We start from the raw sequence: 25,838 nt of genomic DNA, 5'->3' as shown, positions 1-25,838 counted from the left end.
ATAAAACTCAATGAAGGCGGCTCGCAGCAGCAGTATAGTGTCACTTTGAGCCGATCTGACTATGACCGATGGTCAAACACTCAAGTGCAGCCAGAACAAGTGATTAGAGCAGCATTTGACTTGTTGCTTGAGCGAGAACCAGCTTCGGCTATTCTCTCCCAATTTGATTGTTCGGTCATCCGCCGCTATTTTCCCGAAGTGGATCGCGAACTGCCAAAAAAGTTGTAGTGGGCGATCAATTTTGTATTGAGGATAAAGTTAGGAGGGGGATCAGAAGAATTTCTTTCCAGTTCGCTAAGGCAATGAGAGTATTGATTTTTCAGTTGCATTTTATTTAGAGTACAATTGAAAATCACTATAATTCATAATTAATAATTCATTGATTTTCCCCCGTTTATTCCCTTTACTATTAATGTTCCGTGCTGCTTGCACTTGCTCAATTCGGTAGTTGGTATAAGCAGATTCAAAAAAACTATCGGCTGGATTTTCATTTTTCGGGTCAGAATTACTTAATAATAATTTTGCACCTATTTTATCGAGAAAACAAAAGAAATCTCTGAGTCTTAATTGTTCTATATCATTAAAACTCTGTTGCGAATAAGCATTGAAATTAGATGTTTGACTGATCGGTCGATAAGGTGGATCAAAATAGACGAAAGAGTTTTGATCGACCAATTCTTGACATTGAGTAAAATCTCCTTGCTGGATATCTGTTTTTTCTAAAACTTGTGCAATACGTCTGAGATTATCTGCATCGCAAATTCTCGGCTTTTGATATCGACCAGCAGGAACATTAAATTCCCCTTTTGAATTAACCCGATACAATCCGTTAAAACAAGTTCGATTGAGGAAAATAAGTTGGGATGTTCTTTCAACCCAATCTAAATTGTAATGATCGAAGTTAATCTGATGACGCTGTTGATTGTAATTAGTCCGCACTTGATAGAAGAAGTTTTTTCGCTCTTCTGCTGTTAAGATGAGATATTTTTCTTGGTAATTCCATAAATGGTTAATTAAAGTTTCTGATCCTTGCTGAATTGTTTTATAAGCAAGAATTAATTCAGGATTAATATCAGAAATAAAAAATTGCTGGACAGGATAAGTATTAGCAACTCTAAAAAATACAGCTCCCCCTCCTACAAAGGGTTCAATATATCTTTGAATTGAACCCTGTAATAATTCTTCGGGGAAAAACAATTCCATTTGTTCTAAGAGTTGTTTTTTGCCTCCCGCCCACTTTAAAAAAGGTTGCGCTTTTTTTTGAATCATTAGCTAATTGTAATTATCTTTAACGGTTAGTCACAACAATTAAGTTTTGTAACGCTTTAGCTCAGGAAATGTGGGAACAGAGGGGAAGATGAGACTCAGGAAACGATACAATAATCAAGATTACATACTTGCTTCGCTGATCATGACAGGGGAGCAACAACTAAATTTATTTTTAGATAATCATAAAATCAGTTGTTTTGGGAGGAAAATAGAAGATGCAAGATGCAGTCACAACTTTAATTAAAAATTATGATGTTACAGGTCGCTATTTAGACCGCGATGCAATGGATGAGCTTCAATCCTATTTTGCATCCGGTATGGCACGAGTGCAGGCAGCGACCCTTATTAATGGGAATGCGGCTGCGATTGTGAAGGAAGCAGGAAGACAACTCTTTGATGAGCAACCGGAGTTAATTCGTCCGGGAGGAAATGCTTATACAACCCGTCGTTATTCTGCTTGCTTACGGGATATGGATTATTATCTGCGCTACGCGACATATGCGCTAGTCGCGGGGGATACTTATGTATTAGATGAGCGCGTTTTACAAGGGTTACGAGAAACTTATAATTCGCTTGGTGTTCCCATTGCACCCACTGTCCGTGGCATTGAAATTATGAAAGAAATGGTGAAGCAGATGGCAGAAGATGCTGGCATGGTTGATACATCTTTTATTGATCAACCCTTTGATCACATGAATCGCGAATTAAGCGAAAAAGATATCTAATACTAATGGTTCAATTGGGCTACATATTGATTCCAGTAACAGAGTGACAAGCTTCAAGGAATCAGTTTTGGAATTGACATTTCTCCCGCTACCATTGGTCTAGCGGGAGATGAAATTAATCTATATCAACAAAGATGATTCCTGCTCCATCGCAAAGACGGCGAGGGAGTTTGAAATACCAATCCTTACGAGTATTCGAGATGGGCTTATGGGCTATCCTATCTTACAGTTTCCCTCCTGCTCATGAGCGAGGCACCGCCTTAGCTGGATTCCAGAGTAGACCAGACCTCTAGCTTTGTCTTGATCTTGCGAATCACTTCATCAGTAAACTCAGAAGTACTCATTTCTCCTCCTAGATCAGGGGTCGCCTTCCCTTCATGGATCGCTTCAAACACCGACTCGTAAATTGATCGGGAAGCGCGATCAGCGGTGGGGGTTCCCATGTAGGTTAATAGGGCGGCACTGGCTAAAATCATCGCCGTAGGGTTAGCAACATTTTTACCGTAGAGTGCAGGAGCAGTGCCATGGGGGGCTTCAGCCATGACCGTTTTCACCTGGAAGCTCTCTGGGTCAAAGCCCATCACTAAACTTTCTGAGCCGGCAATACTCCCATACATCTGTAGCACCATATCAGATAATAGGTCCCCATCACGATTCAATGCTGGAATGACGAGGGCTTCTCCGCTACTTTGTAGTAGCAGGGCAAAGGTCGCATCAATTAAAAGGGGTTGGTAAGCTACCTCAGGATAGCGCTGAGCAGCGGCATCAAGTTCTTCTTTGAACATGCCTTCATAGGTAGCGCTTACGGTGAATTTCGGCCCACCAAAAACTTTTGCCCCTGTATGTTTGGCATGGGAAAATGTGAACTCGGCAACCGTTCGACAAATTGATCGGCTAATCTTTGAGGTGCGCCAAGCAATTTCATCACCAGTTTCAGTTGTTTCTCGCCATTCCTTAGCCCCGTAGGCATCATCCACAGCCATGCGAACAATCGTAATGGGAGCATGGACTCCCCCTAGGGGACGAATCTGGGGAATACGTCGCCCCGTTCGTAAAATAACAGAAGCTCCCAGGGCTTCCCGCAGAATGGCGTTGGGACTGCCCACATCTCCAGCAAGTTCTGGCGTAATAGTTGCTGCCTTTAAAGCCAATCCTGTTTTACAAGTGGCTTCTGCAGCGTCCCAAACGACCTGGTTTTTACTCACCCGACGATTTTCTAGGCTCAGATCGTAATCAACAAATTGCAAGGGTTCACGAATGACAGCAGGTTGCAAAACTCGTAAAGCTTGCGCTAAAAGTTCTTCACCAGTTTGATCGCCATGCATGACGACGATTGTTGGTAGAGATGGCTGAGTTGGCATGACGAATGATGGATCACTGAGGTTGTTTGTTCAAAAATTGTGGACGGTAGACGATCATAGAAACTGTAAAAATAAGTACCAAATTGAAAAGCTCCCAGCAGAGAAATGATCAAGTCCTGGATCAATCATTTCTGACCTAGCTTAGCTCTAGAGGAGAAATTGCAGGGGTTAGCTTGGAAAAAATGAATTGAATGATCTAGGAAAGGGGTAAGTTTAGTAATTGAAGTCGAATACTTAAGTGTTGCAAATCACAAAATATGTGCTATAAATGTCGTTAGTAGTTCCCTAACTGTTGTCATCTAACGAAAGGTAAGCAAAAGCTATGCTAACAAGATCGCTTTAATAAACTAAGCCTTATTGTTTTCTTAATTAATGAATCTTTTAAATCTATTTCGTTATCAAGAATTTTGATCTTGAGGAGAAGCTTCTCAATGAATTTATATTCTATTTACCATAATCTCTTGTCTATCTAAGTCTTGGTAAAAACCCAGCTCTCAAACTACTATGTCGCTTTAGCAAAGGAAGTAAGCTATGCAATTTGCTGTTAAACACAAGGACCAATCCGATTCATTGAGCGTTACCAACCGGTCAACTATTAATTGGCGCTATCATCTTGTTTCAGGACTTCTATTCATCATCAAGGTTCAATATAAATTACTACTCCTCATCCCGATGATGGGGATCGCTTGTCTCTACTTCCCGTTATTGGCAGCAAAGCTTGTCAAAAATGGGTTGCGAAGCGAATATTCTCATTTCGAGAGTTAGCAGGTACTCGGCGATCAAATTTCAATTGAGGGATTCGTGTCACCCCTCACCCCCTCTCCTTTATCCAACTTCGACTATCCTATCATTTCAAAACTAACCAACTACTAGCCTGCGATACCCTAGTAAAGGGGATAAGTAACAACATGATGGCAACTTGTTGGGAAGACAGCGCGAATCGCATCTCAATAATAAGCTAATTCCGTTGTTCGTTCTTCTAAAATTGTATTGATTGGAGAATAAGTAAAGCTGGATGTTTAAAAGAGAAGCCGAGTGGTGGCGAGACAGTGTAATTTATCAAATTTACCCCTTAACCTTTTCTGATTGCAATGGGGATGGCATTGGAGATTTACAAGGGATTATTCAGCGACTAGACTATCTCAATAATGGCAAGGCTGATCAAGAAAATGGGTTAGGAATTGATGCCATTTGGTTATCTCCGATTAATGAATCTCCCTTGTTTGATAATGGTTATGACGTGAGCGATTATTATGATATTTGTCATACATTTGGCACGCTAGAAGACTTTCAACTTCTCTTAAAAGAAGCCCATCAACGCGGGATTAAAATCATTTTAGATTTAGTGATTAATCATACCTCGAACGAGCATCCCTGGTTTTTAGAATCGCGATCAAGCCGTTACAATCCAAAAAGTGATTGGTATTTGTGGCATGATCCCACACCAGAAGGAAACGTTCCGAATAATTGGCTTTCTTATTTTGGTGGAACGGGTTGGACCTTTGATGAAAAAAGACAGCAATATTATTATCATGCGTTTAATGCCAATCAACCGGATTTGAATTGGCATAATCCGGAAGTAAGAGCAGCGATTTACAATGTTATTCGCTACTGGTTAGAGTTAGGAGTGGATGGTTTTCGTCTCGATGCTTCGAGTGCATATAGTCAAGATAAATATTTTCGGGATAATCCGGTTAAGTTTCAAACCAGTGGGAAAAAGTATGATGAGCAATATCATATTTACGATAAGAATTTACCGGAAAATCATGAGATTATTCGTGAGATTAGAAGCGTCATTGATGAATATGATAATCGACTACTGATTGGCGAAACTTTTATTGATAACCGTCTCTATGATTCTGTCATTTTCTACGGTGTCAATAATGATGAACTCCATCTCCCCTTAACTTTTGAATTTCCATTAAGTCCCTGGTATGCTGGTTATTTGCAACGCGAAATTGAAAAGAAAGAACGCTTAACACCAAAAGAGAATTGGCCCGTTTATTTCCTCAATAATCATGATTTGCCCAGACATCTGTCTCGCTGGTCGGAGTGTAGTTTATGTTTTGATACGATCGCGATCGCGAAAGCCTCAGCAACAATTTTATTAACCCTTCGGGGAACGCCAATTCTTTATTATGGAGAAGAATTAGGCATGGTTAATCATGAAAATATTCCCATTGAACAAATTCGCGATCAAGCTGCCATTACTTGTTTAGATGAAGAGTGTTTACCCTCGCGAGATGGCACACGCACCCCAATGCAATGGGATCGTTCAGCGCAAGCTGGATTTAGTTTTGGCAAGGATATTACCCCTTGGTTGCCGGTTCATGAGAACTATAAATGGGTGAATGTAGAAACAGAATTATCGGAAAAAGATTCAATTTTAAATTTTTACCGAGCACTCCTTAAAGTGCGTAAAAATAGTCCGGCTTTAAAAAAAGGAAGTTGGCGAACTCTGATTGATTATCCTTATGAACATCTCGCTTATTTACGAGAAACAGAAGGGGAAACTGTATTAGTGGCGATTAACTTTTCCTACGAAAAGAATTTTGATATTGATCATAGTATTCCGAAAAAAAATTGGGAAGTTTTACTTTCCACAACATTAACGGCGGGTGAGGTTACGGCGTTACCTAAATTATTACAGCCGTTTGAAATTTCTATTTTTCGTTTGGTTTCGGAATCTGCTTAGAAACTTTGGAAAACAAGTCCTAAAATGGCACCCCCTAAAACAAGCCACAACGGACTCAATTGAAAGCGAAATAGCGCGATCGCGCCCACCAGAAAAATTAAGATTGCGATATAGTCTGAGGGCTGTAGAAATAGGCTATAAGCGATTTGTAATGTTACCACTGCCATTAATCCCACCGCACTCACATTCACTGCATCTAAAAAGGCACTCGTCCATTTTGAACTGCGTAGTTTTGGAATGATGGGATTGAGGATCAAAACAAAGATAAACGAGGGAAAAAAGATACCCAAAGTAGCAACAATTGCCCCTGGAATACCGGCAATGACATAACCAATAAACGTAGACGTGGATAAAACCGGACCGGGTGTAAATTGTCCGATCGCGATCGCGTCGAGTAATTGTTGTTGGGTTAACCAAGCATTTTGATTGACTAATTCCCCTTCGATAAAGGCAATTAAAACATAACCGCTGCCAAATAAAATCGAACCCACTTTTAAGAAAAATAAGCCCAGTTTCCATAGAGGAGGAACCGTTTTTGCTGTGGTGGCAGCAACGGCTTTCAAAATTGTGCCAAAACTTAAGATAGCAATTAGTCCTTCTGCGGTTTCTTTCGGCAACACTTTCCGAAGTAACAGCATCCCGATAAAACCACCAATTAATAAAGCAATCACTTCATTAATTCCGAATAATAATAAAACCGCAACTCCTAAGCCAATCAGTAATAATTGATAACTTTTAATCGCTTTATTACCTAACTTCCATAACGCTCCTAAAATTACCGCTAAAACAGCGGGTTTAATCCCATAAAAAAGCGGAGCAATTTGTGGTAAATCCCCAAACGCGACATAAACCCAAGCAAAGATTCCGGTAATGACAACGGCGGGAATAAGAAAGCAAACCCCAGCTAGAATTAAGCCGAAAACGCCACCATAAATATAGCCCAAATGAATTGCTATTTCCGTGGAATTGGGACCCGGAATGAGATTCGTGGCACCGATTAAATCGAGAAAGCGCGATCGCGAAATCCATTCTCGGCGCGCCACTACTTCTTCTTCCATCATGGCAATGTGGGCAGCCGGTCCCCCAAAACCAATGACACCCAATTTAAAGAAAACTTGGGCAATTTCTAATAATCGTTGTGAAAAAACTCCACTCATCAGACTTAACCTAAACTTAACCTAAAAGGAGCAATAAATTCAGTCTGATTCTACCGTTTAATTAAGATAAATACGGCAACAGCAATTAAGAAATAGCCAAAGCCTTTTTGTAGTTTTTCTCCTTCAATATAATGGCTGCTGTAACTTCCTAGCATTACTCCAATAATGGCAAAAGCAGTAAAACCCACTAAGAGAGACCAATCCAGTTTCACTTGTCCTATATAGCCCGCAAATCCTGCAACCGAATTTAGCGAAATCATTAATAACGAACTGCCCACCGCTTCTTTCATTGCAAGATGACTAACTAAAACTAAAGCGGGAATAATTAGAAAGCCGCCACCAATGCCGATAAAGCCGGTTAACACTCCTACGCCAAAGCCTTCGAGGGGAATTAACCAGAGGCGATTGCTTGCCGAAGAAGCAACTGGAGTTGGGGATCGCCGTTTGCGAATCATGAAAAAACTGGCGCTTAGCATCATCACGGCAAAAGTTACCAGTTGAACCGTAGCGGTGATAAAAGGAAGCCGAACCAGTTGTGCGCCCAAAAATGCCCCAATCATCGCTGTTGGGGTAAATAACGCGACCGTTGGGAAACTTATTTTTTGCTGTCGCCAATAGGGAATCATGCCAATTAGACTGACGCAACCGACAATAATTAAACTCATCGCGATCGCGCTTTTGGGTTCAATTCCCATCACGTAAATTAAGGTGGGAACCGCCAAGATTGATCCGCCACTGCCAATTAATCCTAAACTCATCCCAATTAGGACTGCTAAAGCAAAGCCAAAAATGAACATCAGCCCTGTCCACACTTCTGGTTTGCCGGTACCGCTTCCATCATCTTTTTGGGATCAGGCAGGTTGAGGTTGTTCATAAACTCAATAAACTGATCGCGCGTCCGTCCGACAAAACGCGGATTATATTGTTTTTCTTCGCCAATGGTAGAAACAGTAAAGCCTTTGTAATCATGACCGGGATAAACCAAAGTATTATCGGGTAAGGTAAATAACCGTTCAGTGACAGCATCATAAAGTGTCCCCGCATCACCACTTTGAAAATCGGTGCGACCACAACCGCGAATAAAGAGGGCATCTCCCGTTAACACCCGATCTTGATTGACGAGATAAGCATAATGGCTATCGGTGTGACCTGGCGTGGCAATGGTTTGGATTCTGATTGATCCGAGTGTGAGGACTTCCTTATCTTCGAGAAATCGATCCGCACAGTTCGCTTGGGCATTCTTGGGAACTAATCCCTGACATCCCGTTACTTCCCGTAGCTTTCCGGTTCCGGTAATGTGATCGGCATGGATATGGGTTTCTAAACAGTAGCTTAAAGTTAACCCCAATTCTTGAATTAGTTGGATATCTCTCTCCACTTGTTCCAAAACGGGATCGACTAACACCGCCTCTTTCGTACTGATATCAGCGATCAGATATGTATAAGTGCTACTTTCGTGATCAAAGAGTTGACGAAATAACATTTTGGTTTTATTTGTTTTTTGACTATCTAGTTAAATATTGTAAACGAAATGATTGTTGTGACGCCAAATGCTGGAACCCATAAACCAATAATGCAATTCAGTGGCGCGATCGCGCTCTTTTTAGCCTATGGACAACATTAATTGAGGGAAATCTTGGTTATTCAACCTTGGCGTCGGCATTTGCGCGATGGGTTACGCTATTCCCAGAACCGTCATTGCAGTTGGGTTTTTAATCCCTGTAACACGCCTTGATCAAGCCATTGATAACTAGATGCGGGCAAACTTTTGATGCTTGCCCAGGATTAAAGAATATTGTGAATGCTTTCTACAACTTGTTCGATAAAATCGACAGCTTCGCTAACTTCAACTTGGTCAATTTCCCAGCGGTTTCCTAATCCTAGTGTTGGATCTATATCTGCTTCGTGAGCAATTTTGTTCCTACGATCCACCATCAGACTTAACTCTTGTTTAACATCTTTAGCAGATTTTCCCATTTAAATTGCAACTTCATCCCAGAGTTTTTTATCAGAGATTAGTCTCATTGCCTCTGCTATTTTTTCAGGTTGTTGGAAACTTTTATAAGAATGTTGGCTTCTGATTTCATCTTCTAACCAAGATGTACTATTCAGTTTATTAAAAATACTGTTCGATAATACAGGAAGTAAACTAGAAATACGATGAGATTGATTTAGAAATTCATTTCCGTAGGCTTGCTGAATCTCTAACTCTAACCAAGAATTAATATCAGTAGCTATAACCCTATCCTGACGAGCATTTCCTAAAGAAACTCTAAAGCGTGAAAAGGCTGATTGAATTGCATTAGCTCCAATGCTAGGCTCTGGTCTTATCCCTCGATGGATTTCTAACATTCCTAATCTAACAACTTCGTGAATATAAAAGTCTAATGCACTTACTGCTAGAACTAAGGCTGCTCTGAGTAAGTCTGATAAATCTACAGCATTAGTCACTTTTGTTTTGATAGCATCGTCAAGAGAGATTAGGTCACGAACACGACTTATGCTAATTCTGAATTGGTCAAGTGCTGACTGCATAGAGTGAATTTTCAGTTAATCCAATAACCTTATCAGCTAACTCAGAAAAAACTTGTCTGAATTCTTCTTGCTTCGCTTGGTTTTGATCGAGAACGTTACCTCTTTGATTAAGCTGTTCAGGGGTTAATGCATATATAGCGATTAAACTATTAAAGTTAGAAATTTTAGTTAAAGTAAAACTTTTACTAATTCCTAAATCAGTATAACTTGATTGAGGGAGTAACATATTATTTTTTTCCAAAGCTGGGACTAGCTCTTGAGCAACAGCATCTTCAATTTTTTGAATCCATGTTTGAAAAGCTGTAGTTTCTTTTCCTCGAATAATTCGATAATTTTGAACAATTGTTCCCAAGAAATGTAAATTGATATCTGGGAAAGGATAAGCAGCTTCTTTTAAAATTTGCATCGAACTCGCTGTTTTTGCCCATTGATGCCATCTTGGCAAGACCTTAGCTAGAGAATCAATTGCCATCACTGAAAAAAAATCAGCAGTTGTTGGAACGAGAAAAAACTCACTAGTCATCAACAAATTCTGATTAATTGCTCCAAGACTAGGACTCATATCAATTAAAATATAATCTGCATTAAATTTTGTAGCTGTTTTTTCAAATAAATCTGAAAATGCTCCAGGTAAATTTTGTAACGTCTGAATAGAACCGCTGAGTTCTTGAGCAATTCCAAGCGTTACTTCATATTCAGCTAAACCGACATGACCTGGCAGTAAGTATAAGCCTTCTTGGTTACTAATAGGAACACAATCTACTGCTTCAATTGCCTTTGGTCTAGACTCAAATGCAGGTGCTACTCCTGTTTTAATATTTGAGTGGGTATTATAAATTTCTGCAATTCTTTCTTCGTCATCCTCTGTATATTCTCCTAAAGTTATTCCCGTCAAATTACATTGGGGATCAGCATCAACCAAGATAACTTTTTTTCCTTTTTCAGCAAGCATCCAACCTAAATTAAAAGTGGTTGTTGTTTTGCTGACTCCTCCTTTGTGATTAAATAGAGCGATTTTTTGAACCATCACTTCATCCTCAGCTTGTCTTTACTATACATGCTAAACCATCCAAGATCATATACTAGTGTAAAGAGTGAATTCCTCATAATAACTTGAGTAATGCTCACCGCTTGAGCTGAACGGCTCTTGGGAAGAAATTGAGCAGTTTGAGAAAAATTTGGCTAATTAATGATGCTATTTTTTGGGTAAAAATTGTTTCAGAATTTCCTTTGGTGCGCGATCCCAGTTATCTCGATGATCATAGATTAATCCGTCTGCATTTAATTTGTAGGTAGAATCGCCGTTAAAAAAGATATTGGCTTGCCAAGGTACGCGCAATTTCCCCCGCACGGTCCACCACACCTTAATTACATCACTAGCGGTTTGTTGAATATCATGGACATCAAAATAAATTTCGCTGAAAAACAAGCGGGCGTGAAAGCGTAATGTCCAGAAAATAATGCGATAGTTAAATTTACTCTGAAACATATTCACAGGGTCTTTGAAAAAGATATCTGAGCTATAAATTTGATAAGAAATATCTTTTTGAAATAGGGTGGGAAGGTCTTGAGAAAGTTGCGCGATCGCGCTTTCTACTTTGGCTTGATAATCAGATTGCGTTAAAGACATAAGATTAGTGTTTAGGGCATTTTACTGGATTAAAACGTTCATGGAGTCATTACCAACGCGAGGATAGAAGAGTACTTAACAGGCTAAATTTTTGGCATTTCTGGTCTTATCCTAAGTCGTAGATTTTCTATCAAATGACACTCACTCTCTTGCTAGAAACGCTTACCTCAGGGCAGGTTGCTGCCTCTATTTTAGAATTTCCCCATTGGCGGGTGGAAGCCGAAACCCGAGAAGCTGCCATTTCTCAGCTGCAAGCCACTTTTTTAAAACGATTAAAGTATATCGAAACTGTGGCTTGGGATGTGCCGTTACCCACTTTGGAACCAAGCTGGATGCCATTTGCTGGTACATTCAGTAATGATCCTGATTTCGCAGCAATTATGGATGCGATTCTTCATGAGCGCGATATTGTAGATATAGATCAGTAGCACATTTGAAAAGAGAAACCATAGCCTGGAGCAATTATCTATGACCATTAAGCTCACCAAAAATGAACTGATGGAACAGTTACAGGCTCTTAAACCTGATTTGGCTGAGCGGTTTGCGGTTAGCCAGATTGGTATTTTTGGCTCAGTTGCCCGAAACGAAGTCCGTCCCAATAGTGATATTGATATCGTTGTCCATATGCAGCCGGACCTGCTGAAACGAGCTAGGCTTAAAGCTGAACTCGAGCAAATATTGGGTATAGAGGTAGACGTTATTCGTTATCGAACTTCTATGAACCCCTACCTCAAAGCTCAAATTGATCGAAATGTCATCTATGTCTGATCGGTCTCTCCTTCTAGAACTAGTCCTGGAAGTAGAAGAGGCGATCCGTCGAATCGAACGACGCTTTAGCGGTATTCAAAAAGCAGATGATTTTATTGTTGATGATGAAGGGTTAGATCGACTCGATGGCATTGCCATGATGCTGATTGCTATCAGTGAAAATATTAGACGAATTGATCGGCTAAGGAACAATAATTTGGATAATCAGTATCCAGAAATTCCCTGGTCAGATGTTAAAGGGATTAGAAACATCCTGGCCCATGACTATATTTGATATTGACCCGGATGAGGTCTATAAAATTTGCGCGAGTGACATTGTTATTTTGAAGCAAGCGATTAAAAAGATTCGCCATGACCTAGCCTGACATTATAATTATTATGAGGCGCGCACTCGCAACACTTTGAGATAAGCCAGGGGAGAGAAACCAAAGACTTCTCGTTTAATTAAAAAATTGCTATATCAATACTTGCTAACTCAGAATGACACTCTAAAGCTGTTGCTATGATAATGCGATCAATAAAAATCTTGAGCGCTATACAATCAATCATTCATTCGTGCTGACTTGATCGGTGGTTCTTCATTGAAGCTATTTTAATTTTCCATTTTCATAAATTGCTTCATAACTTTTAAGCCTAGTCTTTCAGTCTCCCTTGCTAAACTGGCAATGAACCGTCATTTTAATCTCGGAAACTTTGCCTGTGTTCTCTGTGATTTCCCAAACTCGCCAACAAGTTCGTCAAGCGCTGTTCAATCCTTGGACAGTGGGTGTGTTACTGGTTGCACTCTTAATTGCTACCCCGATTCTCTTCATTGTTGCCAGTGTCTTCGCAGAAACCGGAGAGATTTGGCAACATTTAGCAACGACAGTGCTGCCAGAATATCTCCAAAACTCTTTTACACTGATGGTTGGTGTCGGTTTAGGGGTTTCTCTCATTGGGGTGGGAACCGCTTGGTTAGTGACCATGTGTCGCTTTCCGGGAAGTCGGATTCTAGAATGGGCGTTATTACTCCCCCTCGCTGCGCCAGCGTATCTCTTGGCTTATACCTATACGCATCTCCTGGACTTTTTTGGTCCCGTTCAAACTGCACTGCGATCTGTTTTTGGCTGGGTGAGTGTGAATGATTACTGGTTCCCCGAGATTCGCAACATTTGGGGCGCGATCGCGATGCTGATTTTGGTTTTATACCCCTATGTTTATCTGCTGGTGCGGGTAGCGTTTCTCGAACAAGCCACCGGAATGTTAGAAGCCAGTCGGTGTCTGGGGTGTAATCCCTGGCGCAGTTTCTTTACCGTTGCCCTACCCTTAGCCCGTCCCGCGATCGCGTCGGGAGTCGCCTTAGTTTTAATGGAAACCTTGGGGGATTTTGGCACCGTGCAATATTTTGGGGTGACTACCTTTACGACCGGAATTTATCGCACGTGGTTTGGCATGGGCGAACGCCTAGCAGCAGCGCAACTGGCAGCGGTATTAATGCTATTTATTGCCGTTTTAATTCTCCTGGAACGTTTATCTCGTAGCCAAGCCCGCTATTATCAAGCCGGCGGGAGTTTTCAAGCCCCACCGAAACACCAACTGTCTGGAAGCCGCGCTTTTTTGGCAATTTTAGCTTGCCTGTTTCCCATTGCTTTCGGATTTATGGTTCCTGGGATTTATCTGGTCTATTTAACGTTTGCTAATGCGGAACATACTCTGAATCAAAGTTTTTGGGATATTGCTCAAAATAGCCTGATTTTAGCGGTGATTAGTGCCCTATTAGCCAGCGCGATCGCGCTCTTTTTAGCTTACGGACAACGTCAAGGTAAATCCTGGTTACTCAATGTTGGTGTTCGTATCTCCGCTATGGGTTACGCCATTCCCGGAACTGTCATTGCTGTCGGGGTGTTAATCCCGGTGACGCGCCTCGATAAAGCCATTGATAACTGGATGCGAGCGACATTTGATGTCTCGCCAGGATTAATCCTCAGTGGAACGATTGTCGCCTTGATTTTTGCCTATCTTGTGCGCTTTCTTGCGGTTTCTTTTAATGCGGTAGAATCCAGTTTACAGAAAATTAAACCTAGTTTGGATGAGGCGTCGAGAAGTTTAGGACATAATGTAAGCAGTACCTTGTTGCACGTTCATACGCCGTTAATGTGGGGAGGAATTTTAACGGCCGTCATGTTAGTCTTTGTCGATGTGATGAAGGAACTCCCAGCCACCTTACTGATTCGTCCTTTCAATTTTGATACCCTCGCTGTTCAAGTGTATCAATATGCCTCTGATGAACGGTTAATTGAAGCCGCCGCACCCGCATTAACCATTATTCTGGTTGGCATTATTCCGGTGATTTTCTTGAGTTTCAAAATTGCCCAATCTCGGAATCTAACCCCAGAAGAAAAACGGTAAATCAGGTTCAGATTGAAAGCCAACTTTCTGGCTTCTACTGACACAACTGACGCGCTTGCTCGTCTAAATTGGGATTGGTTTGGAGGTAGTTAGACAAGCGATGACAACTTCGCTCTAACAGATCATCTAAATCCAAATTCCAGAGCATGAGCCCATTTGTTTCATCCCCACTCACTAAAGCTTGACTGTCAGGACTAAAACTAACACTCTCAACCGGGACGTTATGTCCCAGCAAAGTCTTCAGTAAAACACCCTGGCTGACACTCCAAAGTTTAACCGTGGCGTCTGCACTACTAGATGCTAAAAATCTTCCATCGGGACTAAACTCTATACTCGTAACTCCGCCTTGATGACCAGAGAGGGTTTGTAATTGCTTAACTTGAACGGTATTACCTTGTTCTTTAACTTGCCAAAGCTGGATTGTATTATCCCAACTTGCAGAAGCCAGTTTTTTTCCATCGGGACTAAATTTAACCGTAGTAATGGCCAGTCCGTGTTGGTTGAGGGTTTTCAGTAGTGTGCCGTTGGGTTGCCACAGTTTGATGCTCTTGTCGTAACTCCCGGAGGCTAATAAGCGACCATCGGGACGAAAAGCAAGACTGGTAATTCCATCCTCATGTCCACTGAGCGTTCGCAATAGTTGAGCCTGGTCGTTACTAACTTGCCAGAGTTTGATCGTTTTATCTTCACTGCCAGAGGCAAGAATCTGACCTTGAGGGTTGTCTGTTGAAGTGAAGGCGACGCTGGTAACGCCATCCTTATGCCCATTGAGGGTGGTTAGTAAAATCCCATTGTCCACTTGCCAAAGCTTGATACTTTGATCCCAACTCGCTGAAGCCAGCATTTCCCCATTGGAAGTAAAGGCAAGATCCGAAATGGTAGACTGGTGACCCGGAAGCGTTTTGAATAACGTGCCAGCCTCTTGATTGGGCTGCCAAAGCTTGATTGTCTCATCCCAACCGGCTGCTGCCAATACGCTCGCAGAGCGATCAACGGGTCTGAAACGAACACTGTATACTCCATCATCCCAGTGTGGGATTGCGTTTTCGGTATCCCAGAGTTTAATCGTTTTGTCAGCACTAGCAGAGGCAAGAAGGGTGCCCTCGGGACTCAAATCAAGATCTAAAATTTCAGTATGATGTCCAGTCCAGGTTTTAAGTAAAAGACCCTCGCGGTTCCAGACATTGATGCGACCATTGGCATTCGCTGAAACCACTGTCTGACCATCAGAACTAAACTCAACACTGTTAATTTGACGACTCGGGTTATTATCCGCAAAAACTTGAGCGGTTCCGGTTCCTAAATTCCAAACTCTCACTGTACCATCGCCACTAGCTGAGACCAGACTTTCACCATCTGGACTAAAGGCAATCTGGGTCACGCGATCGCGATGTCCGCTTAAGGTTTTAGATAAACTGACTTTCCCGGTTGTGCGATTCAACTGCCAAATTCTAATTTGGTTATCTTCTCCGGCTGAGGCTAAAGTTTCTCCGTCAGGGCTGAAACGAACCGCATTCACCCAACCGTCATGTCCTGATAAAGTTGCAACTAAAGTTCCGTCTAAATTCCAAAGTTTCACCGTTTGATCGCGACTCGCAGAGGCAAATAATTGACCCTTCGGACTGAAGCTAATATCGGTTACCCAATCGTCATGTCCACTCCAGGTTTTTCCAGCCAAGACCTGGGTCTGATTAGGACCATCAAGCTGCCACAACTGAATGGTTTGATTGGAGTTAGCAGATGCTAAAAATTGACCGTTTTGACTAAAGGCAACACTAGTCACGCGACTATCAACCGAACTAGGGCGAGGCTGATCAGGCTTGAGAGTCTCGAGTAAGGTACCATCCCGCCGCCAAAGCCCGATCGTATTGTCATCACTAGCTGAAGCAAGTAACTGACCATCGGGACTAAAGCGAACCGCATTAACGGTTTGGTTATGGTGTTCTAAGCGATTAATTTCTTGCGTCCCATAAACGGCTTGCTGGAGGGTACTGGTTGTTCTCATCTGAGTTTGCATCCAGCGATCGCGACCCAGCAGTGTTTGTGCCAGTGGATTCATTTGTTTGAGCTGTTGTCCAGCTTTGACTCCGGCAATCAAGGATTCCAGTTGCTGGTTAGAAAACAACAGCGCTTCCGAGGAGGCACTAAAGGCGTCAATTTTCTCAATTTGGGCAATCAATTGTTGACGATAGGCTAACCCCCCTAAGCTGAGGGCAGTTAACCCCAAAAAGCTGATGAGCATTGCGGCAGCTTGAGCACGGCGCAAACGGTTCTGGGCTTGCTGTTGTTCATTGTGTCGAGCTTCGAGACCTGCTTCTACAAATTGCTGTACAGATTCCGACAGTTCATCGGTGTACTTAATATATAACTCCTCTGCCTCGGCTAAGCGAACACCGCGCAGGAGGAAATCAGCTTGCTGTCCGCTTTGCTGCCAAAGTCGCGCTGATTGCTCTAGCTGTCGTTGTAATCGTAAGCGAGCCCGATTTTCGTCTAACCACCAGCGTAGGGTTGACCAGTGACGAATGAGGATTTCATGGACTACTTCGACGGTCACTTCTGGCGCAAGCGAATCTGGCCATTGATCGTCTGATTCAGGAACAGCGCTGCGGCTTTGCCCAACCGAAACTTCCTCTTCCCAATTCATGATGATGAGTTTAGCAGCAGTCAGGCTTTGCAATGTTCTCTCCACTAAGGGCGCTGGATACTTAGTAACGGCTAGTTCTGACTTAGGAACCCGGCGACGTGTATCTTCTGTCCCTTCTCCTAAATGTGTCAAAGCAAGAAAGATCCAGCGGGCACAACTTTGAGCCTCTGAGTCTAAACTTTCGTAAACTGCTTGTGCCTGTCGCTCTAAAGCGCCTTTGAGACCGCCCAGCTGCTGATAAGCCTGCAAGGTTAGCCTTCCGGATTGGCGACGTTCCCACAATTGCTCAAGGATAAATTGCAGCAAGGGTAAATCCCCAGCAGAATGATTCAACTCTTGTAGCAAAACTTCCACTAAGCCAGTTTCTACTTGTAAACCGACTTGCTCGGCTGGTTTGGTAATCGCCTGCTCGTAATCTTCTTTAGTTAAATAGGGGGAAACTAAAACACTTGCCTGCTGCAGAATTGTAGCGAGTTCAGAGACCTCTAAACAGGGAGCAACAAAATCGGCTCTTAAACACAAGACGAGTTTAAACCGATCCCCTGCATGTGCCACTGCACCAAGTAGCAATTCTAAGAATTGCTGGCGGTCTGGGAAATCACTTAAGGTAAATAACTCTTCAAATTGGTCAACAACCAAAACCACCATCGGCTCTGGGCGGGCGCGTAACCAGCGGACAAAGCCTTCTACGCCTTGATAGAGCAAGCCTTCAATTTGGAGTTGCTGATAAGCTTTTTCTTTTTCTGTCCCCGGATCAACTAAGCGGTGACTTAACGACGCGATCGGTTTACTACCGGGACGAAAACAACCAATCCACCACTGTTCGCTACCAGGTAGTTGCTTACCTTGCCGTAACTGAGGAATCAAGCCTGCTTGCACCACTGAAGATTTACCACTACCAGAGGCACCAACAACCGCTAAAGCAGAATGGCGAAATTCCTCAATTAGCCTTTGTGTTAGGGCTTCACGCCCATGAAAATATTGAGCATCCTCTTCAGCAAACGCTTTCAGTCCCATATAAGGACAAATTCCCAGATCCACTGTCTCTGAACTTGTGTTGCCCTTGTTGGTGCTGGCAGGCACAACATCGATCACCCCTTGGATTCCTGAAAGCCAGATTTGGGGTGAGATTTGAGTTTCTGCTAGTTCTACTTGCAGTTGGGCAATCCAGGAAGCAACAGGAAGACCCACTTGCGGATCTGCCTCCTGTAAAGACTTTAATAGTGCCCGAGCAAACTGTTCTGGGTCATTTGCGGTTGCAGCCGCAGCGATTAGACACTGGCCTCTTTCTGAGTTAAGCTGGAGGTCATCTACCCAATCATCAAGAGCAGGGGCTTCTGGGCAATCGAGGACAACAATCTGCTGCGACATACTTGAGCGTCGCAGAGCTTGTCTAAGCCAAGAGCGACTGAGGCGGACTCCATCTCCAAGAATTAACCAGGCTTCTCCGGCTTCCGTTTCTTCAATCCGCCCCCGTAGATAGAGTAAAACTGTTGTTTTCTCAGTCGGGCTACCCGATAAGGATTGTTTAGGAGAAGAGTGTTGATTCACTCCTAAACAACTTTCAATTGCTACTCGGACATCTGATAGCTTTCGCCCAGGAGAAGGCCAATACTCTAAGGCAAAGCTTCCTGACCCTTGTAATACTTTACTTAAAGTTAAACTCGTTTGATGATTCGGCAATCCTTCGACCACAAGTGCCCGTCGCGGAGACTGAGGAGTATCAGTTTGTGACCCAAGACCTAAAATTACCTTACCAATACCTTCTACAATTCGTTTTGGCGTTTGTAAAGGATACTCAGATTGGAGTTGGTTTTCTCCACGACTACTTCTTTGCTGATTAATTAAACGAATTTGCTGATTGGTTTTATCAATATAACGCAGTGTTTGATAATAAACATACTGATACAGTCCATCTGCTTCAATTACCCCTTCAGCATCTGCAGCTTCCCCTCGTAATCCTCGCATTAAATAGTAGGTAAACACGCCATGTCCTAACTCCGGAAATTCCCAAGACTGCTGGGTTTGATCGCAGGACAGCAGAGCATAAAAGCCGTGACTTTGCGCCGCTCTTTGTCGCAAGACTTCAACCAGTTGTGAAGTTGGATTGATTAGGGATTCTGTATCCCATTGTCCTCTCGCTCCTCTAAGGGTCATACCTCCGCTATGGCAAGCGTCTAGCCAAACGAGTTGTTGACGAGCCGGGCAATTTCCTAAATACTCTAGTAGTTTTTGTAGGGGCAGTCCTGTATCTAATAGAGCTTCTTTATCAGTATCGGTTAAGCATAAAACAGCTTGTTGGCGATCAGGCTCTAATACACCATGTCCAGAAAAGTAGAATAGTACAGTATCCTGAGGGTGAGCGGCTGCTGTAACCTGCTCTAAGCTACTGCGAATTGACTTTAAATTCGGGAGCTGAGCCGCAAAATCATGATGAATCAGAACTTCCTTCTGGGGAAAAAGCTGAGCTGCCTCAATCAGTGCTTCAGCTAAGCCCTGGCAATCTAAAGCTGGATACTGCAATGAAGGCAGGCTAGAATCTTGATAATAATTAACTCCAACTAAGAACAGCCATAATTTAGCCTGACCTGCCCCTAGAGGGGTATTGCGCAAAGGGTTTAAAGCAACTGGACACATTGTTTTAAATAATTAATTAAAAATCAAGATTTGGAGAATCTACTTCCCGGAATGGCTGTAGCCAAATTTTTATTTTGTCTGCTCTAGCGAGGCTGGTCTAAGTGTAATCGTACCGCATCCGATACGTGCGCCTGCATTCCCGGTTGGCTGGCCAAAATCGTCTGGATCTGCATGTAGAATAACTGCACGTCCAACAACAGGATAGTTACCGCTACTCAAGCTGAGCCCAGGAAAAGTTTCCTTCCAGCTAGCTGTGCCATTCGAGGCAACAACATTACCTAAATCTCCAGCATGAGCTCCTTCAAAGCCGTCAGTAAGCAAATTGCCATGTTTAACCCCATCAGGATTATAGTGACCCCCAGCGGCTTGACCATCGTCTGCACAGCTCCCAAACTCATGAATATGGAAGCCGTGAGCTCCAGGAGGAACATTCTTTAACATACCAATCAACCGTAGTCCGGCACTCGTTTCGTGTAGTAATATTTTTCCTGACAGTTCAGGATGATTGGATGTCCCTTGAATCGAAGCATAACCAATTTGAGTTGAATTTGAAGAGTGGAGTGAAGGGAAAAAATTACCTAAAATTGATGGAGAAAACGGGGAAGCAACGGCAGAAGTTGCGATAACTACGACTGTACTCAATACAGTTAATCCGATCAATTGCTTAATTTTTTTGGAAAATTGCATTAGAAAAAATACCTCGCACTTAACTTTAAGTCAGAAATCAATTAAAAAAGCCAATCTCTTTTATGTAAGTTACATTGACTTTCAGTTATGCATTTTTCAAAGGCTAAAAGCCTTTAAAGCCCTAGTTGTCGTCGCAATCCTTCATCATAGATAGCCTCGTGCCAATTTTTTGCTACTTTTACTTGTTCTGGAGTCAAATTTCTCGCTCCAAAAAATTTAGTTTGGTTTAAGTTGGCATCACGTAAACAAGCCTTGCTAAAATCAACATCACCGAGATACGCTTTACTCAAATTGGCACCAACTAGATGTGCATGGGTGAGATTGGCTCCAATCATTTCCGTACCAATTAAGTCAGCATCAATCAGTTGGGCATGACTCAAGTTCACATCAATCAAACGAGCATCGTCTAACTCAGCATTGTTAAGGTTGGCACCAACGAGATCAGCATGACTAAGATTTGTGTGACTGAGGTTCGCATGACTGAGGTCAGTTCCTGATAACTGAGCATGACTTAGTTCTGCTGCTTTGAGATTAATTCCCTTTAAATCTGCGCCAGACGCATCTAACCTCGTTAGACTCACTTGATCTTCATTGAGATCTTGCAGAGCTTGCAAACGGGCATAACTGGTTTCGACGCCATGAGCAGCATCAATGACTTTCCAGGCTTCATAATGGGCTTGCTTGGCTCGCTCAGGCGCTTCCAAAAAAAAGAGAATTAAAGCCACGAGAATACTAAAGCCTTCGACAACATTCAACAGAACAGAGTGTCTAATCCGACAAAGTAACCAAGACTCTGGTGGCGGGCAGCTCTTTTCACCACCAAAAGCTGCTTCAATCAAGAGAATAAGTCCAATCAACACAATTGTTCCGAGGATGGCAATAAAAAGACGGATAATGGTGCGCTGGACTGTTTTTCTCATGTTCGAGGGAGGGTTACTTATGCTCTAACTCAGATGCTAGAACAATTTTATAGGCGGAATAGTTAAAATAGGACCAGGGGACCCTTGAGAAGGCTTCGTTTGAGGTTGAGTGTTTGAGGATTGACGAACCGAACCCTGAGGCGATGGTGAAATCGATTGACGTGTTGGGGCTTGACGAACCGAACCCTGAGGCGATGGTGAAATCGATTGACGTGTTGGGGCTTGACGAACCGAGCCTTGAGGAGAAGGAATGGGTTGAGATGGTACAACACCAGGGGTAGGGGTCGGTACACTACAAGGAGCGGGAGAAACACATACATTTAAATTGTTGCCATTGACATTTTCTTTAAAAACATCAATATTGCGATTCGGTAGTGGTTTTGGACTCTCCCCATTGACAGCATTAAGAGGAAGTTTAATCAAGTCGAGTGGGGTTAGTGCAGCCGCTTGATTCGTGGAAATACCAATGGTAAATGCGCCAAGTAAGGTGCCAATAATAATTCGGGAAGTCGTTTTAGTCCACAACATAGTTCATACCTTGCACTTTTGCTTAGGGTTAGCTGGTTTCATTAACTTAGTACGTTGATTGTTGTCAGTTTATGCACGTTCATGTCAGTGGGTTAAATGTAAAAAACAGCAAGAAGTAGACTGGGGAGGCATTTAGCTGGCAAAATAACAGGACAGAGTTGATTTGACTCTCTATTCATGACACAATAATCGCAAACTTCCAGAAAAAATAATAAAATTTGGCAATTTTATTACCAGAAAAAGCCCTATGTATATACAAACTTGTCTGCTATTTTCGGACGGGAAAAACTGCATTGACTCATGTATCTTGTTTCTTGAGAGAGGGATAAAAGTAAGAGCTTATGTTTAGACGTTTCTCATGACTGATAGTTTTGCTCAAGCTACTCTGATTAGCTCTCAGCCCTTCTTAGAACTTAGCAATCGGGGGAAAACACTGCGATTTGATCTTGACAAAGATGTTTATCGGTTAGGGCGGGATCATCATTGGTCAGATTTAGAGATTCCCGAGACTGGCTGGAATGTCCTTTCTCGACGGCAGGCAGTCTTAAAAAAAGAAGGAGAAAATTATCGCATTTATGATGGCGATCGCGCTCATCCCAGTCGCAATGGCCTCTTTATTGAGCACACCCGTATTAATCTCTCCCAAGGGTATTTGCTCACGCATGGGGCTCAGTTAGAAATTGGCCAAGACCCCCGTAACCAAGTCCTCTTAACCTACTTCAATCCCATTGACAGTCACCTCGTCATTCCCCAAAAGCGCCATTTAATTTTACGAGGGCTAAAGGATTGGCCAGTAGAAATCGGTCGCTTTCCCAGTCCCGATCGTTATGCCTCGATGCAGTTGGATTCACCGACCGTTTCCCGACTCCACGCCACAATTTATCCCAACCATCAAGGCGGACACATCTTAAAAGATCTCAGTACCAACGGGACATTTGTTGATGGTAAACGTTTAGACAAACCAATCTCCCTTAGCAGTGGAAATATCATCCAAATTGGTCCGTTTACGCTTCTCTATCGACGGGAAACCCTTGAGCTTCTCAATACTGGACATCATATTCGTCTCGATGCCCACCATCTCTGCCGAGAAGTTCCGGATCAAAAAGCCGGAAAAAAGACAATCCTCAATGATATTTCTCTGGCCATTGAACCCGGGCAGCTCGTTGCGTTAGTGGGAGGGAGCGGAGCGGGGAAATCAACTCTCATGAAAGCTTTACTGGGCATCGAACCCACCAACTCTGGCAATGTCCTGCTCAATGGGGATAATTTGCGACAACATTGGGGGATCTATCGCTCGCAAATTGGCTATGTTCCTCAAGATGATATCGTTCATCTTGACCTTACAGTTGAGGAAGTCTTGACCTATGCTTGTCAGCTACGATTGCCCCCAGATACCAATATTGAGCAAGTTGTCAATGATACACTTGAACAAGTCAAGCTGAATCACGTAAGAACCAATTTTGTGCGTTACCTCAGTGGCGGGCAACGCAAACGGGTTAGTATTGCTGTGGAATTACTGGTTGATCCCAAGCTTTTCTTTCTCGATGAACCCACCTCTGGTCTTGATCCAGGACTGGACAAAGAGATGATGAAATTGCTTAGAGACTTAGCGGATCAAGAGCGGACAATCATCTTAATTACCCATGCCACAGCCAACATTGCAGTGTGTGATCGCATTGCTTTTCTCGGACGAGGGGGGAAACTTTGCTACTTTGGACCGCCTCAAGAAGCCCTCGAATTTTTTGAAATGCCTTCATTAGACTTCAAGTACTTTGCAGATATTTATCTCAAGCTGGAACAAGGGAGCACCGAAGTAGAAAACCAAGCGATTGTTGATGAGTGGGCAAAGCAATATTACGTTTCTGACAAATATAAAAGTTATATCAAAGCTTCCCTGAGTCCTGGCAAAGAGCAACAGTTGATCAGTGATTCGTCATCTCATACTTCATCTCCCCTCAAGCAACTGCTGCTACTAAGCCAACGCTATTATCAGTTGGTGAGGCGCGATCTCGCTAGTGTCAGTTTTACGTTACTCTCGGGTCCGATTACCATTGCTTTAACTGCGTTATGTCTTGAGGGAGAGGCCCCTCTCAAGTACGTCGATTCGCCAACAGCTACACAGGCACCCCTAGCACTCCGGTTACTATTTGTTTTTAGCTGTATCGCGATTTGGCTCGGATTGTCTAACTCCATTGGAGAAATCGTCAAAGAATCAGCCATCTACTGCCGAGAACGACTGCTGAATTTGGGGTTATTGCCTTATTTAGGATCTAAGTTTCTAATTCGGACTGGCATTGCCTTGCTGCAAAGCTTTCTGATTGTCTTAGCCATTCTCATTGGTTTTGGTGCGCCCCAATCTGAGCTGATTCCTTGGTGGATGGGGGTCGGAATTACCACTTTTCTTACTTTAGTCGCTAGCACCAGCTTAAGCCTGATGCTCTCAGCTTTAGTTAAGAGCGAAAACCAGGGGAATGGAATTCTTCCTCTGGTCATGATTCCCCAAATCATCTTTTCTGGAGTACTATTTGATTTAGAGGGAGTTGCCCGTCCTCTGTCATGGCTGATGCTAAGTCGCTGGTCAGTAGCAGCCTACGGCGTGCTAGCCGATCTCAATCAAATGGTTCCCTCAAGTGCCGGTAATTCCTTGCCGATGCTTTTTGAACCCTCTTCTACCTACGACGCAACGTGGGAGAATCTGATGTTAAATTGGGGGATTCTTTGCCTATTTACAGTAATCTACTTATTAGTTACCCTGTGTTTGCAAAAACGTAAGGATATTTTTTAGCGGATTAACCCTATGGTGTCACGCCCCTTACTCCTCATCCATTTTTTCTTATTAATCAGCTTTGTACTGGTCGGATGCCGCTCCAAGGAAACCGTTAATCCGAATAAGCTGACAATCGGCGTCGTGAGTTATGAGAGAGGAACAGTATCTGTTGAGCGGTACAGACCCTTACAAGAGTATTTAGCCGAACAAACCAATAGCGTCGTTGAATTAGAACCCGCTTACAATGAATTGCAAGCTTTGGAACAAATTCAGCGGAATAATTGGTCAATTGTATTTGCCCCTCCCGGTTTAGCGGCCATTGCAATGGGTCAGGAACTTTATATTCCTATTTTTTCCTTAGAAAGAATTAGTAGCCTCGAACGCTCTGTTATTGTTGTCCCCCAAGCGAGTTCTGCTCAAAGTCTTGTTGATCTTTCTAACAAAATTGTTGCCTTAGGAAACCCCGGTTCAGCTGCGGGCTATTATCTCCCCCTCTATGATCTATATGGTTTAACCCTAGCAGAGGTCCGCTTGGCTCCGACCCCAAAAACAATTTTGGAATGGCTTAGCCAAGAGCAAGTAGACGCTGGAGCTTTATCTGAAGGAGACTTTGAGCAATATAGTCAGGAATTTCAGTCAACAGATTTTCGCATTTTGCATCAAAGCCGTTGGATTCCCTCTGGCGTCGTCCTCCTTGGACCCACACTAGAGCGCAATCGGCAAGAACATATCATTGAAGTGATGAAGAATGCGCCTTCAAGTCTGATTGGAGACGCTGGCTATGTTCCCACGACTGAAGTTCCCGACTACGAACACTTTATTGAGTTAGTGGAGAAAGTGCGACCTCTGGAAACGCAGGTTCAAGAAACACCAGCCATATTAATCACTAAAGACTCTGAGTAACAGATTGTCACATAGGGGCTTGACATAGCTTGACAAAGTTTGAAAAGTTTTGACACAATTTTAGGTATACTCAACCAAAGTATTTAGTAAAGTCGCTAAAATTTTGGGTGTATTCACGAAGCCTTGCTAGGGCTGGATCCAAAATATACACTCATTGTTTGAAGGTGCTATGTCATCGTTTAACTTAGCTACAACTTAATCAATTAGTCAAGAACCATTTTTCT

At 42.8% G+C, this 25,838-nt stretch carries 19 protein-coding genes and 2 pseudogenes; 9 read left to right on the top strand and 12 right to left on the bottom strand.

The window, feature by feature from the left end; translation table 11 throughout:
- Nucleotides 1-45: 45 nt before the first annotated feature.
- Nucleotides 46-228 (top strand): hypothetical protein, encoded by a 183-nt coding sequence (locus GVY04_16275; protein NBD17626.1) that lies wholly within the window; start codon nucleotides 46-48, stop codon nucleotides 226-228.
- Between the two features lie 102 nt (nucleotides 229-330).
- Here the strand turns inward: GVY04_16275 and GVY04_16270 are convergent, their stop codons facing one another.
- Nucleotides 331-1,269 (bottom strand): Dam family site-specific DNA-(adenine-N6)-methyltransferase, encoded by a 939-nt coding sequence (locus GVY04_16270; GenBank protein NBD17625.1) that lies wholly within the window; start codon nucleotides 1,267-1,269, stop codon nucleotides 331-333.
- A 215-nt stretch (nucleotides 1,270-1,484) separates the two neighbouring features.
- On the opposite strand from GVY04_16270, the gene apcB reads away from it, so the two are divergent.
- Entirely contained in the window at nucleotides 1,485-1,994 is a 510-nt protein-coding gene (gene apcB, locus GVY04_16265; protein NBD17624.1) for an allophycocyanin subunit beta, read from the top strand.
- A 260-nt stretch (nucleotides 1,995-2,254) separates the two neighbouring features.
- Here the strand turns inward: apcB and GVY04_16260 are convergent, their stop codons facing one another.
- Nucleotides 2,255-3,355, bottom strand: coding sequence for an isocitrate dehydrogenase (locus tag GVY04_16260; GenBank protein ID NBD17623.1), 1,101 nt, complete (start codon nucleotides 3,353-3,355; stop codon nucleotides 2,255-2,257).
- Nucleotides 3,356-4,370: 1,015 nt separating this feature from the next.
- Between GVY04_16260 and GVY04_16255 the strand changes: the two genes are divergently transcribed.
- Nucleotides 4,371-6,050 (top strand): DUF3459 domain-containing protein, encoded by a 1,680-nt coding sequence (locus GVY04_16255; protein NBD17622.1) that lies wholly within the window; start codon nucleotides 4,371-4,373, stop codon nucleotides 6,048-6,050.
- Here the strand turns inward: GVY04_16255 and chrA are convergent.
- The 6 genes and pseudogenes from chrA to GVY04_16225 form a co-directional block, all read right to left on the bottom strand.
- Nucleotides 6,047-7,207 carry a chromate efflux transporter gene (gene chrA / locus GVY04_16250; GenBank protein NBD17621.1) on the bottom strand — a complete coding sequence of 387 codons (1,161 nt, stop codon included), beginning with the start codon at nucleotides 7,205-7,207 and terminating at the stop codon, nucleotides 6,047-6,049. The genes GVY04_16255 and chrA overlap by 4 nt on opposite strands.
- A gap of 50 nt (nucleotides 7,208-7,257) precedes the next feature.
- Nucleotides 7,258-8,004, bottom strand: a complete 747-nt coding sequence (locus GVY04_16245; GenBank protein ID NBD17620.1) for a TSUP family transporter — start codon at nucleotides 8,002-8,004, stop codon at nucleotides 7,258-7,260.
- The gene (locus tag GVY04_16240) at nucleotides 8,004-8,690 is read right to left on the bottom strand and encodes an MBL fold metallo-hydrolase (GenBank protein NBD17619.1); all 687 of its coding nucleotides are present in this window, start codon (nucleotides 8,688-8,690) and stop codon (nucleotides 8,004-8,006) included. Before GVY04_16240 ends, GVY04_16245 begins: the two co-directional genes overlap by 1 nt.
- A 302-nt stretch (nucleotides 8,691-8,992) precedes the next feature.
- Nucleotides 8,993-9,742 (bottom strand): annotated as a pseudogene (locus GVY04_16235) (hypothetical protein).
- On the bottom strand, nucleotides 9,726-10,769 hold the full coding sequence (locus GVY04_16230) for an AAA family ATPase (protein NBD17618.1): 1,044 nt from the start codon (nucleotides 10,767-10,769) through the stop codon (nucleotides 9,726-9,728). The pseudogene GVY04_16235 and the gene GVY04_16230 overlap by 17 nt, the downstream one beginning before the upstream one ends.
- A gap of 168 nt (nucleotides 10,770-10,937) precedes the next feature.
- Nucleotides 10,938-11,372, bottom strand: a complete 435-nt coding sequence (locus GVY04_16225) for a DUF2358 domain-containing protein (GenBank protein ID NBD17617.1) — start codon at nucleotides 11,370-11,372, stop codon at nucleotides 10,938-10,940.
- A gap of 134 nt (nucleotides 11,373-11,506) precedes the next feature.
- Here GVY04_16225 and GVY04_16220 point away from each other — a divergent pair, with 134 nt between their 5' ends.
- The 4 genes and pseudogenes from GVY04_16220 (at nucleotide 11,507) to GVY04_16205 (ending at nucleotide 14,528) form a co-directional block, all read left to right on the top strand.
- The gene (locus GVY04_16220; protein ID NBD17616.1) at nucleotides 11,507-11,800 is read left to right on the top strand and encodes a hypothetical protein; all 294 of its coding nucleotides are present in this window, start codon (nucleotides 11,507-11,509) and stop codon (nucleotides 11,798-11,800) included.
- A gap of 40 nt (nucleotides 11,801-11,840) precedes the next feature.
- A complete protein-coding gene (locus GVY04_16215; protein ID NBD17615.1) occupies nucleotides 11,841-12,140 on the top strand; it encodes a nucleotidyltransferase in 300 nt (99 codons plus the stop codon).
- Nucleotides 12,133-12,505, top strand: a pseudogene (locus GVY04_16210) (DUF86 domain-containing protein). The gene GVY04_16215 and the pseudogene GVY04_16210 overlap by 8 nt, the downstream one beginning before the upstream one ends.
- A gap of 334 nt (nucleotides 12,506-12,839) precedes the next feature.
- Nucleotides 12,840-14,528, top strand: a complete 1,689-nt coding sequence (locus GVY04_16205) for an ABC transporter permease subunit (GenBank protein NBD17614.1) — start codon at nucleotides 12,840-12,842, stop codon at nucleotides 14,526-14,528.
- 34 nt (nucleotides 14,529-14,562) lie between these two features.
- Here the strand turns inward: GVY04_16205 and GVY04_16200 are convergent, their stop codons facing one another.
- The 4 genes from GVY04_16200 to GVY04_16185 all read right to left on the bottom strand — a co-directional run bounded on the left by GVY04_16200 (nucleotide 14,563) and on the right by GVY04_16185 (nucleotide 21,944).
- Nucleotides 14,563-19,809, bottom strand: a complete 5,247-nt coding sequence (locus tag GVY04_16200; GenBank protein ID NBD17613.1) for a hypothetical protein — start codon at nucleotides 19,807-19,809, stop codon at nucleotides 14,563-14,565.
- Nucleotides 19,810-19,878: 69 nt separating this feature from the next.
- Complete coding sequence (locus GVY04_16195; protein NBD17612.1) at nucleotides 19,879-20,496, bottom strand: superoxide dismutase family protein; 618 nt, start codon at nucleotides 20,494-20,496, stop codon at nucleotides 19,879-19,881.
- 113 nt (nucleotides 20,497-20,609) lie between these two features.
- Nucleotides 20,610-21,416, bottom strand: coding sequence for a pentapeptide repeat-containing protein (locus GVY04_16190; GenBank protein ID NBD17611.1), 807 nt, complete (start codon nucleotides 21,414-21,416; stop codon nucleotides 20,610-20,612).
- 36 nt (nucleotides 21,417-21,452) lie between these two features.
- The gene (locus GVY04_16185; protein NBD17610.1) at nucleotides 21,453-21,944 is read right to left on the bottom strand and encodes a hypothetical protein; all 492 of its coding nucleotides are present in this window, start codon (nucleotides 21,942-21,944) and stop codon (nucleotides 21,453-21,455) included.
- Between the two features lie 358 nt (nucleotides 21,945-22,302).
- On the opposite strand from GVY04_16185, the gene GVY04_16180 reads away from it, so the two are divergent.
- Entirely contained in the window at nucleotides 22,303-24,729 is a 2,427-nt protein-coding gene (locus GVY04_16180) for an ATP-binding cassette domain-containing protein (GenBank protein ID NBD17609.1), read from the top strand.
- 12 nt (nucleotides 24,730-24,741) lie between these two features.
- Entirely contained in the window at nucleotides 24,742-25,614 is an 873-nt protein-coding gene (locus GVY04_16175; GenBank protein NBD17608.1) for a PhnD/SsuA/transferrin family substrate-binding protein, read from the top strand.
- Nucleotides 25,615-25,838 lie beyond the last annotated feature (224 nt).

The sequence above is a fragment of the Cyanobacteria bacterium GSL.Bin1 genome (assembly GCA_009909085.1).
In the GTDB taxonomy this organism is placed as follows: Bacteria; Cyanobacteriota; Cyanobacteriia; order Cyanobacteriales; family Rubidibacteraceae; genus Halothece.
The sequence above is the reverse complement of the archived record's forward strand: the minus strand, read 5'-3'. Positions and strand labels throughout refer to the sequence as shown.

Excerpts from the sequence above, each read along its gene's own strand:
- GVY04_16175 (NBD17608.1), top strand. The coding sequence starts at position 24,742 with ATGGTGTCACGCCCCTTACTCCTCATCCATTTTTTCTTATTAATCAGC.
- GVY04_16215 (NBD17615.1), top strand. The coding sequence starts at position 11,841 with ATGACCATTAAGCTCACCAAAAATGAACTGATGGAACAGTTACAGGCT.
- GVY04_16255 (NBD17622.1), top strand. The coding sequence starts at position 4,371 with ATGTTTAAAAGAGAAGCCGAGTGGTGGCGAGACAGTGTAATTTATCAA.
- GVY04_16260 (NBD17623.1), bottom strand. The coding sequence starts at position 3,355 with ATGCCAACTCAGCCATCTCTACCAACAATCGTCGTCATGCATGGCGAT.
- GVY04_16220 (NBD17616.1), top strand. The coding sequence starts at position 11,507 with ATGACACTCACTCTCTTGCTAGAAACGCTTACCTCAGGGCAGGTTGCT.
- GVY04_16190 (NBD17611.1), bottom strand. The coding sequence starts at position 21,416 with ATGAGAAAAACAGTCCAGCGCACCATTATCCGTCTTTTTATTGCCATC.
- GVY04_16270 (NBD17625.1), bottom strand. The coding sequence starts at position 1,269 with ATGATTCAAAAAAAAGCGCAACCTTTTTTAAAGTGGGCGGGAGGCAAA.
- GVY04_16245 (NBD17620.1), bottom strand. The coding sequence starts at position 8,004 with ATGTTCATTTTTGGCTTTGCTTTAGCAGTCCTAATTGGGATGAGTTTA.
- GVY04_16225 (NBD17617.1), bottom strand. The coding sequence starts at position 11,372 with ATGTCTTTAACGCAATCTGATTATCAAGCCAAAGTAGAAAGCGCGATC.
- GVY04_16230 (NBD17618.1), bottom strand. The coding sequence starts at position 10,769 with ATGGTTCAAAAAATCGCTCTATTTAATCACAAAGGAGGAGTCAGCAAA.
- apcB (NBD17624.1), top strand. The coding sequence starts at position 1,485 with ATGCAAGATGCAGTCACAACTTTAATTAAAAATTATGATGTTACAGGT.
- GVY04_16200 (NBD17613.1), bottom strand. The coding sequence starts at position 19,809 with ATGTGTCCAGTTGCTTTAAACCCTTTGCGCAATACCCCTCTAGGGGCA.
- GVY04_16240 (NBD17619.1), bottom strand. The coding sequence starts at position 8,690 with ATGTTATTTCGTCAACTCTTTGATCACGAAAGTAGCACTTATACATAT.
- chrA (NBD17621.1), bottom strand. The coding sequence starts at position 7,207 with ATGAGTGGAGTTTTTTCACAACGATTATTAGAAATTGCCCAAGTTTTC.
- GVY04_16180 (NBD17609.1), top strand. The coding sequence starts at position 22,303 with ATGACTGATAGTTTTGCTCAAGCTACTCTGATTAGCTCTCAGCCCTTC.
- GVY04_16195 (NBD17612.1), bottom strand. The coding sequence starts at position 20,496 with ATGCAATTTTCCAAAAAAATTAAGCAATTGATCGGATTAACTGTATTG.
- GVY04_16185 (NBD17610.1), bottom strand. The coding sequence starts at position 21,944 with ATGTTGTGGACTAAAACGACTTCCCGAATTATTATTGGCACCTTACTT.